The following is a 17,732-nucleotide window of genomic DNA, read 5'->3' as shown; positions in this document are numbered from 1 at the left end:
AACAGGATAAGGTGCTGAGGGCGTTGGGAATCCGGCCAGTGCCGGAAAGCTGGCTTGCATAGGTGCAACCCACGTTCTCCGACACTGATGCTGATTCCAGAATACGACTTTGCCCGGAGTGTTATCAGGAAAGCCAGGCGCAAGTTAATTTTTGTGACGCGTACTTTGGGCCAATTCCACTTTGCGAAAGGTCAAGATGTCATCTTTATCAAAGTCCTGGCGTGCAACCACGTCGCTTACAAAAGTTCTCAGTGCTTCGCTTGTAGTGATGTCATCCATGTCGTGGTCTACGTGCTTGAGTGTGAGCAGGCCGCTACTATCTATTTCATATTGATAGATAAAGAAGCCTTCGTCTTGTTCGGTCGAGAGGAGTTGCACGTTGGCAAACATGTGCGGACCGACATCGGACAGAAATACACGCATATGCTGAAGATCGTCTGCAGGAATCGGCTGATCTGATGTAAACGATGCTAAATACTCGTTTTCATTAAACGGCAAGATAACCAGGTACTCAACGCCATCCAGGTTTTCTGAATCAGGATCTTCTATTTGCCAGTATCCCACCAGTTGTTGATCGGTTGGAGCACTTTCTGGCGGTCCAAGGGGAATGGATGCTTCATTGCAGCCAACGAGAACAAATAACGTAAGGGAAGCAAATCTGAGCATATTGTTCATGGGTTTATCTCCTTTTGTTGTTTTGCTGATCTGCCAGGTGGCAGTTCTGAAAACCGCGTTTGTGCGGTTTGGGTGTGCTCAGACGTGAGGATAAGGCGTCAGATTCGGGTGGACGCGCCAATACAAATAACAAATCCGCCAATGTCGCATTTGTTATGCACATTGACGGATTTGTCTCATTAGAAATGCCTTTTCTGGCCAGTTAAAGCTGTTTTGTCGGTTGTATTCTGTTATTCGTGATGAATATCTTTGCCGGCAAATGGGCAGGGTTTAGCCGCCACAGTTGGCATCTGCCGGAAAACAAGTGATCAATCCAACCACGTATTGCAAGATGAGCGATGCATCGAGTGGACTGATGGATCCGTTTCCTGAGACGTCGGCATTGATGGCACCCATCCCATCAAGCAAATCAACACCGGTTGCATGCTGGAGGATGTCCGAAGCGTCGAGTGCAGAGACTGTCCCATCTCCGGAGGCATCTCCGTAAGTGGCGCCGCCGCTCGATACGGTAATGGTTGTTTCAGCCGTAGTGGCTGCACCCTGGTCATCTACAACCGATAACACAACCGGGTAAACACCGTCTGCCGTGAACGTATGGCTGACAACTTCGCCGGCGTCATTGGTACCATCTGCAAAATCCCAGTCGTGCGCCACGATAATACCGTCTGTGTCTGCAGAAGCTGATGCGTCAAAGGTGACGGTGAGTGGTGCAGGGCCTGCCGTGGCTGAAGTTGTGAAACTTGCCGTTGGAGGCGTGTTGCCGCCCGGATCACCGCCGCCGCCGGCAATGGCGTTGTCCATTTCTTCCCGACTCCATGCAGGGACTGTTTTGCCATCAAATTGAAGGAGTCGAGCAAACCAGAAGTGGGCGATGATTTCATCCCCGATTTCATTCGGATGGTGTTGATCTTGTGTAAAGGCAATGGGGAAATTGTCGCGGGTAGGCGTCCAGACGTCAGGGCCGGCATAAAAATCAGCAATTCCTCTGTTTAGGGCTGCTTCGAGGCCGTATTTCTCGTTTTCAATGGCGGGTTCAAAATCCCACTTGTAAATATGCATGGCCATAAAGACAAGGTCAGCCCCATCTTCTTTGGCAAAATTAGCATACATCTCGATGGCATCAGCCCCTTGAGCGATACGGGCCGCGTCGTTTTCACTTTCGATGCCTTCAAACCGGTCGTCGCTGAATACCCATTGCAGCGATTGCTGGGCAAGCAAAATGACGGGTGATTGTGTTTCGCCTTGAAGGACAGGTTGCAGTGTCTTTTTCCATTTGCTGTCGCGTTCACCAGCATCGAGGTCGATCCATTTTGAAATGGGGGTACCACTTTCGTAGGTATTCACCACTTCCATGATCGCGCTACCGTTGTAGCGGTTGAGCTTACGTTGCAAAATATCGGGCCAGTGCCGGGTTGTGGAATACCCGTTTGCCACTATCAGCCGGCGTTCTCCCGAAAAAATTTCAGGCGTTGATTGTGCAGAAATTGATGAAGTTGGGTAGAGACTGGTGAGCAGAAAGAGACAGCAGGCCAGACAAGTCTGAACAGAGGGCTGAAATCGTTTCATAATGAGATACTGCCGCAGAATAGGAGGGAAATACGAAGGGTTACAGCTAAATAACGCTATGTATGCCGCAAGGCTGTTGCGCTATTTAAGGAACTGGGGGGCAGATGCGTCATGATTTCGTTCCAGTTCGGGTGCATGCATTTTTCGTGCCGACGTTTTTAGCTGCCACAGACTATTCTAAGAGAGATGAAGGCAGAAAAGCGCTTTGCTTAGAATAAACTTCAAGGAAGGCCCGCGTCATTATTATCGAGCCGGCGTAATTTTGAAGGACGCGTTTTTCAGGCGCTTTTTCCACCAGCATTGAAGAGAGGACAGGTTCATGAAGGTAGCTAAGTTTGGAGGTAGTTCCCTCGCGTCAGCTGTGCAGGTTGCCAAAGTGTGCAACATCATTGCGCAGGACCCTGAAAGGCGCATCATTGTGGTTTCTGCTCCGGGCAAACGTAATCCGGATGATACAAAGGTCACCGATCTACTCATACAACTTGCTACGGCTTCACAACAAAATGAGGTGGTTGCAGGCATCTTGCAGCAAATTGTAGGGCGCTACGCAGAAATTGCTGCTGCATTCAATGTTTCTGCTACGTTTGTTCAGACCATCCAGCGGGATCTTGAGCAGCGCTTGGGGGCAGAATATCCGTCGGATGGGCATTTTATGGATGCCATGAAGGCTGCCGGCGAAGACAACAATGCGCGACTCATAGCCGAAATTCTTCAACAGAACGGCGTGGATGCGCACTATTTGAATCCACGGGATGGTGGGATGATATTATCTGATGAAGCCGGTCAGGCGCGTGTTTTGCCGAAGTCTTATGAACGGCTATACACATTGCGCGCCCGCCCGGATATTACCATCTTCCCTGGTTTTTTTGGCTATGCGGAAGCTGGCCATGTGGTCACCTTTCCCCGTGGCGGTTCAGACATTACTGGCGCTATTCTGGCTGCGGCTGTTGAGGCCGACATCTACGAGAATTTTACGGATGTAGATTCCGTGCTGGCTGCAAATCCGGCTTTTGTCGATAATCCGGCGCCCATCAACAGCCTTACCTACAGGGAAATGCGTGAGTTGTCTTATGCCGGCTTTTCTGTATTTCACGATGAAGCCTTGCAGCCTGTGGTACACCGCGGTATCCCGGTACATGTGCGCAATACCAACAACCCTGATAGCGCAGGTACTGCGATTGTTAAAGCACGGAAGATCAATCCGGCGCGCCCGGTTGCAGGCATTGCTGCAATGGATGGCTTCTGTAGTATTTTTATCTCAAAGTACCTGATGAACCGCGAAGTTGGTTTTGGTCGGCGTGTGCTCCAGGTTTTTGAGGAAGAAGGTATTTCATACGAGCATACGCCTTCTGGGATTGACAATATGTCTGTCGTTATTCGAGAGTCCCAATTCCCGGTATCAATAGAAAAACGGGTGCTGGCCAAGCTTCAGAAGGCGGTTGGTGCTGATGATGTAGCTATTCAGCGCGGGATTGCATTGGTGATGGTTGTAGGGGAAGGCATGACCCACGCTATTGGCCTGACCGGCCGCGCCGGCTCTGCCTTGGGGGGCGGTGGGGTGAACATCGAAATGATAAACCAGGGCTCCAGCGAAGTCAGCATGATGTTCGGCGTCAGGGCGACGGATATGCGGACTGCTGTGCGGGCGTTGTATGCTGAGTTCTTTCCGAAGGGATAGCGGGTTTAGTGCTTTTGTTTTCTCGTGTTTTCGAACGAAAGAGGCTGTCATTAAAGGCTGCCTAGCCAAGCGGTTCAATTTTGTCAAGCGGTTGATGGTTTATTGCTTTTTCCCAATCAGCTAGTAATTCCCCTTGATGAATTGCGGCCCACTCGACAACCATACCCATAATTCTTGGAGATAACTTGCCCTCAAGCAAACCTAACGTCTTGATGCTAATCACAGCCTTTTCTTCACCCTATTGTACATGAAAATGGGGCGGATTGTGATCCCCAAAGTACATTCGGATAATGATGCCAAAGAAGCGACTAATTTCAGGCATTGATCGGCGACTCTTTTAGATTCGGATAAATTTCTTCAACCGTTTTGCCCGTCAATTTCATGTACAACGAGTCTGGGCACATGTCAATCTCATCACTCCAGGCAATCTGGTTTGCTTCTCCGATATAGACTTTCTCAAACGTCTGGTAATCATTCCAAAGCGAGAAAACGCCCTTGCCAGCAAATCCGCTTAAATCCACTTCACCCGCAACGCCATCTTCAAAGCGGAGCCAGATTCTATAGTCTTGGAGTGCTCGAACTTCAATCGGTATACGCATAAACAAAAGTAGTTTGTGAAGGAATTGTGACGCAAGAGTCTCTCTTTCGTTTCTTTCAGTCGCTTAGTGGCTTGCTGTTTAGGCACAAAGACTAATAACTGATCATGCAATAAGGCTTTATGGTTTAACCACTCATCTAAGGTGTTTTATGCGCCTTCAGGAACGGCTGCTACCCACAGCTTATTTTTGCATTTCTTCGGGGAAGGTCTGTTTGGCCAGTAATGGGAGTATATAGACCGCTTTAAGGACATGTTCAATTACATCCATTGCTAAATTGAGTTCAGGCAGACTATGCGCCTTTACTTCATGGGCAGCTTTGTTTCCAAGGCTTCGAAGTTTGTGCAGAATTGTGGCGCCTTCGCGGGTAAGTACCCCTGAGTCAACAAAATCGTTTATCTTCTGAAAAAGATTCGAACCTTTAGCTTTTTTTCGATAGCTATTAACTCTATAATTGCTCTTATGCCTACTCCTGCCAAGATATATTGAGAATTCTTTACAGCCTTGATGGTTTCACTGTATATACGCTGTAGCTCTACGCTAAGGTAGCCGACATGACTCATAGGCGTTCTGTCTTCTTCTCTGTTTGGGAATAACTCTTCATATACAACATACCTCCAATCATCTACGTCTCCGATCATATCTTCCGAATTAGTGCTATATTTTCGAAAAGAAAATCCATCGCATCCCTGACTCTGGACTATCTGATATCCTTCAGTCCAATCGTAGGTGTAATCACCTCCCATAGGTTCACTACCTGTCATTTCGACAGATTTTACAATCAAGTGGTTGGTTTCGCGGTTGCAATTCGTACATGCAACTCTGAGTTTCTCACCGTCTGCTCCAGTATTTTTGACTTCTCTAGCCAATAAAACCTCCTCAAATAGATTAAGTTATACAAGACTCCATTCTGAGAGATATTGATCACTATATAAGGTATTTAACCTAGTGATCTAATAACATTTTCGATAAGCTGTTGAGTTATTGATGATGTGTTATTGCTTGTTAAGCTGATGTTTCAAGTGAGAAAGCCAAATCACGAAAAACGAAAATGCAGTCTAGCTTAATTGTTAACAATCGCATTTCGCTTCAGCACCTTCCCCGGCTTTTCGCCCGTCATCTCCCCATTAAGCATAACCCCTTCGCCGGCCACAAACACGTGCTGCACACCTGAGGCATATTGATGCGGCTCCTGAAAGGTCGCGTGGTCCTGGATGGTAGCCGGATCCAGCACTGCCAGATCTGCAATGCCTCCCACGCGCAGGGACCCTCGCCCTTCGAGCCCGAGCCGGCTCGCCGGCAGGCTCGTCATTTTGCGTACTGCCTCCTCAAAAGACAATACCTCTAACTCCCGCACATAGCGAGCAAGCACACGGGCAAAGGTACCGTAGTTACGCGGATGCGGGGTGCCAACATTCATGCGCGGCACACCGCCATCCGATGCAATCATGGTCATCGGGTGCTGCATGATGCGTTGTACATCTTCTTCTGACATCGAGTGAAAGACGCCCATACATCCGCCTTTCTCCTCAAGCTCCATGGCAACTTCAGCTGCACCGACGAGGGTGACGGGTTTGTTGCGCTCTGTTAGAATGTCAGCGAGGCTTTTGCCGTTGAGTTGGCGATTCCATGTGCAATTCGCGACAACAATGGTTGAGGGATCGCTACCGCGTTCTGTTTCGATGTGCTTGACGATATCATTGCGGATAAATAATCGTTTTTCCGGGTCGCGCAGTCGGTTCAGTCGCGCCTGACGGTTGCCTTCTTTGCTCCAGGCCGGGAAAAGAATATTGATACTTGTACTTGAGGCTGTATATGGATAAACATCACTCATCACATCTACCCCCCGATCGCGCGCTTCATCTACAAGCGCCAGCGATGCGATGCTGTTGCCCCAGCGGTCTTTGCCGATCACTTTATGGTGCGTAATGTGCGGTGCAAGACCGCCTTCTTCCCCAATGCGAATAGTTTCTGCGATGCTTTCAAGCAACTGTCCGCCTTCATCGCGCATATGGCTGGTGTAGATGCCGCCGTATGCCGCGCCGGCGTTTACCACATCGATTAATTCATCAGTTTTTGCGTAGGCGCCGGGGGTATATTCTAGCCCGGATGAGACACCCAGTGCGCCGGCTTTCATCGACTTGACCACCATCTCTTTCATCTTCGCCAACTCCGCATCCGTAGGCTTGCGGTCGCGATTGCCCATAACAATGGCCCGAATAGTCCCGTGTCCAACGGTGGTGCCCAGATTAATGGTGCGCGGGTTTTGTGCTACCGTTTGCAGGAATTTGTCGATGGGATAGGGTGAAGTGCCGTCTTGCCCGACAATTGCTGTGGTGACTCCCTGGCGGATGTAATTTTCGGCACTGGGTTGCCGGCGGAGGCCGCTGCCGTTGTAGTTACTCCCCGATGCATGGCTGTGGACGTCGATAAAGCCAGGCACCACTGCGAGTCCGGTCACATCAATACGCAGCGGGGCCTCAAAGGTCGAAAGATCGCCGAACGCTACAATCTCTTCGTTTACAATACCGATGTCCGTGACGATAGGTGGATTGCCGAGTCCGTCGTAGAGCGTGCCCCCGGATAGAATGACAGTGTAGTTGGTATCCGGAGGTGCCGGCGCTACTTCGATGCTGCCATCAGAACCCGTGCACGCTACAAGGGCAAGCGAGCCGATAAATAAAAGGCAGGACAAAAAGAGATTTTTCATGGGGTGCGTGCTGGTACGACCATCAATTTTATGCCCATACGCGCTGTTGGAACAAGGGTTCGTGATTAGGAAAACAAATACGGGCCACCATAAATCAATTGCAAATTGGCCCAAGATGCGGTTATTTTGAGGTTCATCCCAACCACTCCATCTTGATACCATGTCTTACAGCTCGTTGTTTTGCGCGTTTCTGCTTTTACTCATGACCTCCACTGTCGCGTATGCCCAGCATGGCGGTGGTGACCGCGTCTTTGGTGAGGCCTTTGCCACGCGGAGCCCTGTAGTGGCCCAGCACGGCATTGCTGCCACAAGCCAACCCCTGGCTTCACAGGTGGCAATCGATATTTTGAAGGCCGGCGGCAGCGCGGTAGACGCAGCCATCGCAGCAAATGCAGCGCTCGGTTTGATGGAGCCGGTGGGGTGTGGGATCGGTGGCGATCTCTATGCCATCGTCTGGGATCCTGAAACGAAACAAATACACGGCTTAAACGCTAGCGGCCGGTCGCCTTTGGGCTTGGATTATGATGGCATGCAAGCCCGACTAGAAGCACTTGGTGTGCGTAGCATTCCAAACTATGGCTCACTCTCTGTGTCTGTACCCGGTGCGGTTGATGGCTGGTTTACGTTGCACGACAAGTTTGGGAAGTTACCGATGAACGATGTGCTTGCGCCAGCCATCAAGTATGCAAAAGAGGGTTTCCCCTTGACCCAGGTGATTGCTTACTACTGGCGGGGTGGTGCCCGGAACTATGAGAACCGGACGGATGAAATTGAAGAGCTGGATAACTTCAGAAAAACGTTTTTGATTGATGGCAAAGCGCCTGCTGAAGGCGAGATTTTCAAAAATCCTGACCTCGCCCGTACGTACGAACTGCTGGCTGCTGAGGGACGTGATGGGTTTTACAAAGGTAAAGTTGCCGATGTCATCGACGCCTACATGAAGCGCATCGGTGGTCCGTTACGCAAGGCTGACTTTGAAGCCCACCACAGCGACTGGGTAACCCCGGTTTCTGTCAACTACAGAGGCTACGACGTGCACGAACTGCCCCCCAACGGACAGGGTATCGCTGCGCTTCAGATGCTAAATATTCTCGAAGGCTACGACCTTGCTGCAATGGGACACAACAGTGCCGAGTATCTGCACGTGCAGGCAGAAGCCAAAAAGCTCGTCTTTGAGGATCGCGCCAAGTTCTATGCCGACATGGACTTCTACGATGTGCCGCTGGAGTGGCTGCTGTCGGATGCGTATGCCGACGAACGCCGCGCGCTCATCAAAATGGACAAATCCATGAAGCAAATTGATGCCGGCGATCACAAGCTGCAGGAAGGCGATACCATTTACCTCACCGTTGCTGATGGCAATGGCATGATGGTGTCTCTGATCCAGAGTAACTTCCGTGGTCTTGGCTCAGGTCTGGTGCCTGATGGGCTCGGGTTTAACCTGCAGGATCGCGGTGCATTGTTTACGATGGAAAAGGGACACGCCAATGTCTACGAAGCCGGCAAGCGGCCTTTCCACACCATCATTCCCGCATTCATGACAAAAGACGGAGAGCCGGTAATGAGCTTCGGGGTAATGGGGGGGGATATGCAGCCGCAGGGGCACGTGCAGATCGTGAACAATATCATAGACTTTGACATGAACGTGCAGGAGGCCGGCGATGCCGCGCGTTACCGCCACGCAGGTAGCAGTCAGCCTACAGGTTCGGTAATGACAGATGGCGGCGTGCTTAATCTCGAAAGTGGCATTGGCACAGAAGTGCGACAGGCGCTTGAAGCCCTTGGCCACAATGTGCAACTAGGCCGTGGTGGCTATGGTGGTTATCAGGCCATTTGGTGGGACGCCAAAAACAAAGTCTACCACGGCGCAACAGAAATGCGCAAAGACGGTATGGTCGCAGGCTACTAGGGTTGGTTGATGGTTGCTAGTTACAGGTTACTGGTTCTTGCACCCGGATGTCTATGATCAATAACTGATAACCAAAAACCGTCAACCAGCAACTTTCAACCAATAATCAACAACCAATGCGAGTCGGCGTTATACGTGTTGAGCAGATGGCTGTGGAGCGGGTTGCCGTTTTGCAAAAGTTGGCTAAGGCCGGCGAACTGGAGGAAGTACGTGTGCTCGAAGTGCCAGAGCCTGCCCTTGCTGATGGGGTAGTGCTGGACACATTGCACGAACAGTTACAAGACTTCCACGCAGTATTTGTCGGCGTACCCGGTGTGTATACGCCGCATCTGGCAAACGCGGCCTTAAAGGCCGGTGTGCATATCTTTCTGGGCAGGTCGGCTGTCCCTTCATTGTCAGAATGCACGGCCCTGGCTGCACTCGCTGAAGAGGCTGGGGTGGAAGTTGGGCTCAGTCGGATTATGCGGTTTCATCCATTTCTTGAGGCGCTGCCTGCCGCGTGGCGCACGGCGGCAATTACCCTTCACCACAGTGTTACAGCAGTTGATGCAACGGCCTTTCAGCAGATGCTTGAAGATGCGGTGGATCTTTGTTGTAGCCTTGCCGGCACAGGGGAAGTAAGAAAGATTGAAGCGCAACTGGTACAGCGTAGCCGGCGCTTTCCGGTTTGCCTGCTGGTTGGCATCCGGTTTCAGAACGGGACCTACGCCCATGTGGAATTAAAGCAGGGCAGCCGTGAAAATGCACATAGTGTGTATGCCGGCGGGGGTGGATTTGAGATCGAAGCTGACTTCGAGCAGCAGCAAATCTACCGTTCGCGTGCTGCCAGTCAAGAGAACGAGGCGTTGTCGAATGCGTTTGATAAAAAGAATTTCCGGTTACAAGACTTGATCGCTACCGAGACGATTGCGTTTTTAGCCTCGCTCCGCGACCGGAAACCCGTACCCATCTCCATCATGGATGGCCTGCAAACCCTCCGCCTCGTGGAAAACATCAGAAAAAAACTACGTTAGTAATTCATTGTTAGGCCAACCAGTATTTGATCTGTAAAGTACCTGCGCACATCGTATCGATGGATAATCTAAAAGCACGCATACAAGAAACCCCCTACTTCGATATTCTGAAAGAAATCGGACAAGTGGCTGGACAGTTGGGCATCGAAGCTTATGCTGTAGGCGGATTTGTACGCGACCTCTTTTTGCGCCGGCAAACCACCGACCTCGATTTTGTGTGCATCGGACAGGATAATGGCGTCAACCTTGCACACGCCGTCAGCGATGCCCTGGGCGGACAGACCGCCCATCTTTACCCCAATTTTGGTACAGCAGCAATCCGAGTTACATTTTCTGATGATCCTGAAGCGTTTGTTGTCCTCGAATTTGTAGGCGCGCGCAAAGAAAGTTACCGCCGCGACTCGCGCAAACCCATTGTCGAAGCCGGCACGCTACAAGAAGATCAGCAACGCCGGGATTTTACAATCAACGCGATGGGCATTCATCTTGACAGTGCCCGCTTTGGCGATGTCATTGATCCGTTTGAGGGGCGTGCTGATCTGGAAACTGGTACACTCCGTACTCCGCTTGATCCCCTAAAGACGTTTGAAGATGATCCGTTACGGATGATTCGCGCTGCCCGGTTTGCCGCGCAGCTGGGATTTGAAATTCATGCTGATACGTTCGCCGGCATGGAAGCAAAAGCAAAACGCGTCAGCATTCTCACCCAAGAGCGGATTACCGAGGAGTTGCAGAAAATTATGCGGTCCGACAAGCCGTCCGTTGGGTTTCGGCACCTGTTTGTTGCCGGCATTCTGCACCACCTCTTCCCCGAACTGGTGGCGCTGAGCGGGATCGAGGAAGTAAACGGACAGCGGCACAAAGACAACTTCTATCACACGTTGGAAGTGGTTGATAACCTGGTCGAGCTGACACACCAGCGACCCGCTGAAGACACGCTGTGGCTTCGTTGGGGAGCTTTGCTTCACGATATTGCCAAGCCCCGTACCAAACGATTTTCTCGGGGCAGCGGTTGGACTTTTCACGGGCATGAAGATCGAGGGGGACGGATGGTGCCCAAAATCTTTCGGAAGCTGAAGCTGCCACTGGATGAGCGGATGCGCTACGTCCAGAAATTGGTAAAACTGCACCATCGCCCTGTGGCGTTGGTTGATGACCAGGTGACAGATTCGGCTGTGCGCAGGTTGCTTTTCGAAGCCGGCAACGACATCGAAGATCTGATGACATTGGTTCGGGCCGACATCACGTCCAAAAATCCACGCCGGGTCCGTCGCTACTTGAAAGGATTTGATCTTGTTGATCAAAAACTGGTTGAGGTAGAGGAAAAAGACCGCTTGCGCAATTTCCAGCCGCCCGTAGACGGCAAAGAAATTATGGAGGTACTGAATCTTAAACCGGGGCGTGTGGTGGGGACATTGAAAGAAGCGGTACGCGAAGCTATCCTTGAAGGTGAAATACCGAACGAGCACGAAGCTGCTTTTGCCTACCTGATGTCGATCAAAGACGAAATTCTGGCAAGAGAATCTGCCGCTTAACGGGAAAACGCATGACAGAACCAGCAGACGATCAACAGCGAACACGGCAAGTTATAGCTGCGGTGCAACCAATCACAAACAAGGTGCAAGGCATTGTCGGTCGCGTAAAAATACTGGGTTGGGTGTATGTTGCTGGTGCAGCAGGACTTGCCGGCGCTTTGTTTTCGTGGATTTCAGCTGAAACCAGCGGCTGGTTTTATGCAGCTGCTGTGCTCGTTTTTTTGCTGTTGAGTTTGCCATCGGGCATCCTGTTTCTGTTTCATGGTGCGCTACAAGCGGTGATTGCCTTGCCTGGTCGTTTACTCGAAAAGGCTGGTGTTGGTGAAGCTTCTGCCCGCACCATGCTGGGTGCCATCAAATCTTCAACCGCGGAAGCGCCTGTTCAGAAGACAAAAATTCTGCGTACGTTATCTGAGCTTCGGGGCCTTGTCTTGGACAGTAAAGATATGCTCCTCGAATACAGCATCCTGCTACGGCTTGCCAATCCGTTTATCCTGGGCGTTGTTGCTTTTGCAACGGTGGCCGGCTTTGGTGTGGTGCTGGCTGCAGTCGTTGCGTTGGTAATTGTACTGCTGTAATTCCCGTTTTTCGGATACTTGTGTTTCCTGGTTTCTCTTATGTCTGATTACTCCCACCGCCCGCTCATCAAAAAATTAGGGATTAAGCCAGGGATGCGCGTTTGTATGATCCAGGCCCCACCGCACTATGGTGAGTTGACAGGCCCGATGCCCGATGATGTGGTTGTGTGTGAACTTGAGGGCACACTAGACTTTATCCACTACTTCTCTATGGGGGCGGCTGAGTTGGCTGAAGATTTCCCCCGGTTAAAGACACACCTGGACAAAAAGGGCATGGTTTGGATATCCTGGCCCAAAGGAAAATCCGGTGTCCCGACCGACTTGAGCAGCAACATCGTGCGCCAAATCGGACTGGACGCCGGATTGGTAGACGTCAAGGTTTGTTCGGTAGACGAGGTATGGTCTGGCCTCAAATTTACGTATCGAAAATCAGATCGTTAAGGCTTACGTCCTGTACTCTCGGATTTTCGTGTTCTCGGGATGTCGTAGATGCCCAAAAGAAATCACTCGGCATTCGGCACTCGAAAAGCGGCATTAAACGCCGTTCTTAAGGCGTCTAAAAACGTTGAGTTATACCGCTCTTCCCACTAGGAACTACTCTTCGGCTGCCGGTGGAAGATCTTGCTGACAATTTTCCATTCGCCATCAACTTTGAGCAGGTGCATGTAGTCGACAAACGTGAAGGTCGGGTACTCAATTTCAAGTTTGGCAAAGGCGGCGCTGCCTGCAACGTCAATTGAAACGATACGCGTTTCACGATCCTGTTTTGGGCCACCATTTTTCATGCCTTTCCCGAAAAACTCGAGTGCATTGACTTCTCGGTATTCACCGTCAGCCATGTACTTCATCGTAGCTGTTTCGTGGAAAGCTTTTTTCAGGGTATCAAAGTTGTTATTGGTGCCGCCTTCAAGGTAGTAGTTTACAGCTTTAGCGATGGCAGGGTATTCTTCAGCAACGGACTGGGCATTGGCTGATGTGTGTAGCGTGCATACGGCCAACATCAAAAAAAACGCGATTCTGGCTAAACGATTCATGAATTTGTGTACTTTGAAGTGGTAGATTGATCAACAATAAGACGGGTGTACGGGCAGAAGTTGCCAGTGTTATAGCCCGGGATAGATCAAATGAATAAAAAAAACGGTCACCAGTCGCGCTTTATGCGTTTTATGCAGTCAGTGTGGGGTGTGCTGTTACAGTTGCTGATAGTTTTTGTTGGTGTGTACGCCGCGTTTTACCTGGAAAACCGGCGCGAAGCGCGCGTCCAGCGTGCGTTGGATGTAGAGTTGTATACGCTGATGATCGGTGAAGTGGAGAGTGTTGCTTATGGTATGAACCAGCAGCTCGTCCGATTCGACTCATTGTTCTATGGCCCTTTTGTGCAGCAGTGGCCACCCAGTGAGCCTTTGCAGCCATACTATCAGATTAATGGTGACTTGTCGTCAGACGAAGTCAGCGCCTTGATTGCATCGCGCGACACGAAGCAAGACAGCCTGAACTTGCTGTATGCCCTCCGGTTTTACAGGGGGAATCAGAAGTACTTTGTGAAAGTCAGCGACGAATTCAGGCGTGCGTCCCTACAGTATATTGCCCCTGTTGTCCATCAGGGTAAAGCCGCATTTTATACAGCAGATGCACAGCTGAAGCCGGAATTCTATTGGTACCCTTCGACGGTTTCTCAACTACGCAGTGCGATGGCTAAGATTGTACGTTCCGCTGAGAACATGGAGCGGGTGTTGCGTGCAATCAAGGAAGAGCATGAGTGACGCCTGAGCCGGCCATTTTGCACGAACCGGTCGGCGTTAATAAAGTTAGATTATACAGTAACCTCAAAACAGTAAGGGAAGCGGACATGGCAGGCCACAATAAATGGTCAAAAATCAAGCGGCAAAAAGCCGCGACCGACGCAAAGAAGTCTAAAGCATGGGCACGGATTACCCGTGACATTATGGTTGCTGCCAAAGATGGCGGTGGCGATATAGGGATGAACGCAAAACTCGCACTCGCGGTTGAGAAAGCGAAAAGCGAGAACATGCCCAAGGATAATATTGAGCGTGCCATCAAACGTGGGACGGGCGAAATTGCCGGCGCAGACTATGAGGAAGTCAACTACGAAGGATACGGCCCCAATGGCGTTGCCATCTTTGTAGAAACGTTGACTGACAACACCAACCGCACCGTGGCAGACGTACGTCACCTGTTTAGCAAACATGGCGGTAGCCTTGGGCAGTCTGGTTCAGTAGGATACCTGTTCGACCGGAAAGGCTTGATCGAAATTCCTGAGGCAACACACGACGAAATGGCGCTTTTTGAGTTGGTTGCAGATGCCGGCGCTGATGACCTTACCCATGATGACGGTACGTTTGTGGTCACAATGCCAGTAGAGAACTTCGGCGCTGTCCAGGCTGCGCTACAAGGGGCATCTATAGAAATAGAAGAGGCAAACCTGACCCGCATTGCAACGACAACTGTGACTCTCGACCCGGATGCCGCAAAGCGCATTGTAAAACTACTCGACCTGCTCGAAGAACTGTCAGACGTACAGGCGGTGTACTCCACGCTTCACTTTGACGAAGCAACCATTGCTGCGCTTTCTTGATTTAGGATTGATGAACTGCTTCCTTCAACGTCATCCTGAGCCGTGCGAAGGATCTCTGCGGGGCTTGCAACTCCTTGAATATCGAACACCGAACAAGGAACGCTGAATGTCGAAGTGATTATCCCTCACTCCTCACTCCTCACTCCTCACTCCTCACTCCTCACTCCTCATGCGCATACTCGGCATTGATCCAGGCTCACGCGTAACAGGATACGGCGTCATCGACGTTGTGAAGGGGAAAGAAACGCTGGTGGAGTATGGCGCGCTTAAGCTCGATGCTACGAAAAGCCACGAAGTGCGGCTGAAGCAAATCTATGACAGGCTGGCGCAGGTGGTTGTGCGTTGCAAGCCGGATGAAAGTGCAATTGAAATGCCTATCTATGGTAAAAACCCGCAGGCGATGCTGAAACTTGGGCGTGCACAGGCTGCCGCGATGTTGGCCGCATTGAACAGAGAGGTTTCAATTGTACAGTACACGCCGAAAGAAGTTAAACTATCGGTTTGCGGGAGCGGTAATGCAGCGAAGGAGCAGGTGTGGTTTATGGTGCGGTCTATTCTCGACATAAAAGAAGCCGGCCCCTCCGGTGCGTCGGCATTTGACGCAACAGACGCGCTGGCCGTGGCGATATGCCACGCGCACAGACGCAACAAACCCGGTGCATCACAGCACAAGGATTGGGCTAGTTTTATCAGGGATAATCCGGACAGGCTTGCCGGCTGAAGAAAAGCCGGCACAAATAAACGAACGGTGCTGTGCTGGTGCTGCAGGATCCAGAGTCAGGAGCAGATCTTAACGCAGCGTGCTTCAGTGCGCAGGTATTTTGTCAGATCAATCGTAAAAGAACCCACGCTCCTCATCACGCACACGGACTACCTCGGCAACTTCGTCAACATCGAGCAAATCATTGCTCATCTTTGAGATCATCTGGCCCATCTGGCGGTCTTTCTGTGGCGCCTGGTTCCATTCAGGATGGGCCTGCTCAACGATGCTGATCAGGATGCGGAGGTAAGGGTAACGTTGCTCAGGAGTTTCGAGTTCAGTGATAGACCGGGCAAACAATTCGGCATTGCGGCCGACCTGTCGATCTACAATTTTCTCGTGCTTAGTCATGAGATTGTACAAAAGAAGGGGTTGGTTATGTCCTTGGGAAAGCTGCTATGATTCGGTGGATTTACAACGGTGGGGTAGCAGGTTATCCTTTCCCATCTTAAAGAGCTATGCCTGCTTAAAATAACCATTATTTTATTTGAATAGAATCATAATAGCTAATTGTTCATGAAGAACTAGCGCATAAAAGCGAAGAATATGCCGTTTTTAATCCTGACAAGATGAGCTTAGTTGGATTACGCCTTCTGCGGGTGATCTTCTAACTTAGAATCTTCATCCCTAAATTGGCGTAAACTATATTCCGAAAAGGAAATGCCAGGAAGAACAATGTCTTTCACTACACCTATCAGATCCAGTCCGTATCGACTTGAGCTGTTGCCTAGCGTTCCTGCTTTTCACAGAAGGGCGAGGAAGAAAAGAACGCTGAGCAAGGGACAACTTGTATACTATGGTCCGATGCCGAGTTATTACGGTATCGGCGAAGTAATACGCATTATCGGGGGCTACGTCGCCGTAGACTTTCGAGGAACTGGCCAGTTTGGCGTTCACGAAGATGTTTTCGAACAACAGTATCTGATTCCGGTTCCGAATCCTACCATGCCCCTCCTCTGATAATCGGCGAAAATCACCCTTTTTTCAACACATTTTCTTTTTTCCGGTGCAGGACACGCTATGACGTGTCCTTCTTTGTTTATACCCTTTCCCTAGCGGTTATTGGATACAAAGGAGATTCCTGGTGCACCCTCAACCCACCCATTGGTTTACCAGTCTCGCTTTATGTAGCTTCACGTAAATCAACCGTTAAACGGAAATATCTTCCGAAAGCGGTTTTGCAACAGTAAAATTTGGTTTTCGTATAGGCGACTTTCATTCTCCCACCCAAAATCACCATATGCCAGATCTTTCCGTTGAGCGTATTACAAAGCGTTATGGCGATAAAGTCGCTGTAAATGGCGTTTCTTTTGAGGCCAAACCTGGTCGTGTCCTTGGGCTGCTTGGTCCTAACGGTGCAGGTAAGACGTCTTCGATCCGTATGATCACGTACATCACTGTACCAGACGAAGGGCAGATCCTGTTTGATGGCAAACAGGTTGGGCCATGGAGCCAGGAGCGGATGGGCTATTTACCTGAAGAGCGCGGCCTCTATAAAAAGCTCAAGGTAGGCGAACAGCTCTTGTATTTTGCTGAGCTCAAAGGCCTCGGCCGGCGCGATGCCATCGGCAAAATCAAATACTGGATGGAGCGCTTTGAAGCCACGGACTGGCTTTCCCAAAAAACGCAGGAGCTCTCCAAGGGGATGCAGCAGAAGGTGCAGTTTATAAGCACCATTTTGCATGAGCCAGACCTTCTCATTCTCGATGAACCGTTTAGCGGCCTCGATCCAATCAATTCTGAGGTACTCAAAGACGTCATCCAGGAGCACAAAACCCAGGACCGCACCATTCTATTTGCGTCCCATCGCATGGAGCAGGTAGAGCAGCTTTGTGACGACATTTGCCTTATTTCTAACGGTGAAATTCTGATTCAAGGGCCGCTTCGCGATGTGAAAAGAAGCTTTGGCCGCGATACCGTGGTGCTCGAGGAAGAACTGAATTAACTTATTCTTATTGACAAGGCCAAAATGCTAACCGGTAAAACAAATCCTCTTGTGAAGTCTCCAAGGGCGTGGTGAAACTTTTGTTTTTGTTCAAAATTCTATGTTTCGACTCTATGGTAACAAGTTTATTGTACTACCTGGTGCTACCAATGCTTACGCTTTATTACTGTC

18 protein-coding genes and 1 pseudogene are annotated in these 17,732 nt (G+C 50.3%); 11 read left to right on the top strand and 8 right to left on the bottom strand.

Translation table 11 applies throughout. The features are described from left to right. Positions 1-144: 144 nt before the first annotated feature. The gene (locus AAF564_12025; protein ID MEM8486269.1) at positions 145-675 is read right to left on the bottom strand and encodes a hypothetical protein; all 531 of its coding nucleotides are present in this window, start codon (positions 673-675) and stop codon (positions 145-147) included. A 270-nt stretch (positions 676-945) separates the two neighbouring features. Then, positions 946-2,241: a PKD domain-containing protein gene (locus AAF564_12020; protein ID MEM8486268.1), complete on the bottom strand. Its 1,296-nt coding sequence runs from the start codon at positions 2,239-2,241 to the stop codon at positions 946-948. Positions 2,242-2,560: 319 nt separating this feature from the next. Between AAF564_12020 and AAF564_12015 the strand changes: the two genes are divergently transcribed. Then, complete coding sequence (locus AAF564_12015) at positions 2,561-3,919, top strand: aspartate kinase (protein ID MEM8486267.1); 1,359 nt, start codon at positions 2,561-2,563, stop codon at positions 3,917-3,919. Positions 3,920-3,980: 61 nt separating this feature from the next. Here the strand turns inward: AAF564_12015 and AAF564_12010 are convergent. The 4 genes and pseudogenes from AAF564_12010 to AAF564_11995 all read right to left on the bottom strand — a co-directional run bounded on the left by AAF564_12010 (position 3,981) and on the right by AAF564_11995 (position 7,225). Then, positions 3,981-4,241 (bottom strand): annotated as a pseudogene (locus tag AAF564_12010) (DUF4160 domain-containing protein). Beyond that, complete coding sequence (locus AAF564_12005; protein MEM8486266.1) at positions 4,234-4,518, bottom strand: DUF2442 domain-containing protein; 285 nt, start codon at positions 4,516-4,518, stop codon at positions 4,234-4,236. Before AAF564_12005 ends, AAF564_12010 begins: the two are co-directional and overlap by 8 nt. 392 nt (positions 4,519-4,910) lie before the next feature. After that, positions 4,911-5,384: a hypothetical protein gene (locus tag AAF564_12000; GenBank protein MEM8486265.1), complete on the bottom strand. Its 474-nt coding sequence runs from the start codon at positions 5,382-5,384 to the stop codon at positions 4,911-4,913. A 194-nt stretch (positions 5,385-5,578) separates the two neighbouring features. Further along, on the bottom strand, positions 5,579-7,225 hold the full coding sequence (locus AAF564_11995) for a D-aminoacylase (protein ID MEM8486264.1): 1,647 nt from the start codon (positions 7,223-7,225) through the stop codon (positions 5,579-5,581). Between the two features lie 160 nt (positions 7,226-7,385). Here AAF564_11995 and ggt point away from each other — a divergent pair, with 160 nt between their 5' ends. The 5 genes from ggt (at position 7,386) to AAF564_11970 (ending at position 12,701) form a co-directional block, all read left to right on the top strand. Then, positions 7,386-9,134 (top strand): gamma-glutamyltransferase, encoded by a 1,749-nt coding sequence (gene ggt / locus AAF564_11990; GenBank protein MEM8486263.1) that lies wholly within the window; start codon positions 7,386-7,388, stop codon positions 9,132-9,134. A 116-nt stretch (positions 9,135-9,250) separates the two neighbouring features. Continuing rightward, entirely contained in the window at positions 9,251-10,147 is an 897-nt protein-coding gene (locus tag AAF564_11985; protein MEM8486262.1) for a hypothetical protein, read from the top strand. A gap of 59 nt (positions 10,148-10,206) precedes the next feature. Then, positions 10,207-11,682, top strand: coding sequence for an HD domain-containing protein (locus tag AAF564_11980; GenBank protein MEM8486261.1), 1,476 nt, complete (start codon positions 10,207-10,209; stop codon positions 11,680-11,682). Between the two features lie 11 nt (positions 11,683-11,693). Beyond that, complete coding sequence (locus tag AAF564_11975; protein ID MEM8486260.1) at positions 11,694-12,260, top strand: hypothetical protein; 567 nt, start codon at positions 11,694-11,696, stop codon at positions 12,258-12,260. Positions 12,261-12,299: 39 nt separating this feature from the next. Beyond that, complete coding sequence (locus tag AAF564_11970) at positions 12,300-12,701, top strand: DUF3052 domain-containing protein (GenBank protein MEM8486259.1); 402 nt, start codon at positions 12,300-12,302, stop codon at positions 12,699-12,701. A 146-nt stretch (positions 12,702-12,847) separates the two neighbouring features. On the opposite strand, the gene AAF564_11965 is transcribed toward AAF564_11970, so the two are convergent. Beyond that, positions 12,848-13,294 (bottom strand): nuclear transport factor 2 family protein, encoded by a 447-nt coding sequence (locus tag AAF564_11965; protein MEM8486258.1) that lies wholly within the window; start codon positions 13,292-13,294, stop codon positions 12,848-12,850. A gap of 90 nt (positions 13,295-13,384) precedes the next feature. On the opposite strand from AAF564_11965, the gene AAF564_11960 reads away from it, so the two are divergent. From AAF564_11960 to ruvC, 3 genes are all read left to right on the top strand, one after another. Beyond that, a complete protein-coding gene (locus AAF564_11960; protein MEM8486257.1) occupies positions 13,385-14,023 on the top strand; it encodes a hypothetical protein in 639 nt (212 codons plus the stop codon). Between the two features lie 86 nt (positions 14,024-14,109). Then, positions 14,110-14,856, top strand: a complete 747-nt coding sequence (locus tag AAF564_11955; GenBank protein MEM8486256.1) for a YebC/PmpR family DNA-binding transcriptional regulator — start codon at positions 14,110-14,112, stop codon at positions 14,854-14,856. 169 nt (positions 14,857-15,025) lie between these two features. After that, positions 15,026-15,577 carry a crossover junction endodeoxyribonuclease RuvC gene (ruvC, locus tag AAF564_11950; GenBank protein ID MEM8486255.1) on the top strand — a complete coding sequence of 184 codons (552 nt, stop codon included), beginning with the start codon at positions 15,026-15,028 and terminating at the stop codon, positions 15,575-15,577. Positions 15,578-15,685: 108 nt separating this feature from the next. Here ruvC and AAF564_11945 read toward each other — a convergent pair whose 3' ends face one another. Beyond that, positions 15,686-15,967 carry a DUF4290 domain-containing protein gene (locus AAF564_11945; protein MEM8486254.1) on the bottom strand — a complete coding sequence of 94 codons (282 nt, stop codon included), beginning with the start codon at positions 15,965-15,967 and terminating at the stop codon, positions 15,686-15,688. A 324-nt stretch (positions 15,968-16,291) separates the two neighbouring features. On the opposite strand from AAF564_11945, the gene AAF564_11940 reads away from it, so the two are divergent. Together AAF564_11940 and AAF564_11935 are read left to right on the top strand one after the other, a co-directional pair. Then, positions 16,292-16,576, top strand: a complete 285-nt coding sequence (locus AAF564_11940) for a hypothetical protein (protein MEM8486253.1) — start codon at positions 16,292-16,294, stop codon at positions 16,574-16,576. A gap of 280 nt (positions 16,577-16,856) precedes the next feature. Then, positions 16,857-17,561 carry an ATP-binding cassette domain-containing protein gene (locus AAF564_11935; GenBank protein ID MEM8486252.1) on the top strand — a complete coding sequence of 235 codons (705 nt, stop codon included), beginning with the start codon at positions 16,857-16,859 and terminating at the stop codon, positions 17,559-17,561. The last annotated feature ends 171 nt before the right edge of the window (positions 17,562-17,732 follow it).

The organism is Bacteroidota bacterium, assembly GCA_039111535.1.
GTDB lineage: Bacteria > Bacteroidota > Rhodothermia > Rhodothermales > JAHQVL01 > JBCCIM01.
Note: the sequence above shows the minus strand (reverse complement) of the source record. Positions and strands in the feature narration are given on the sequence as shown.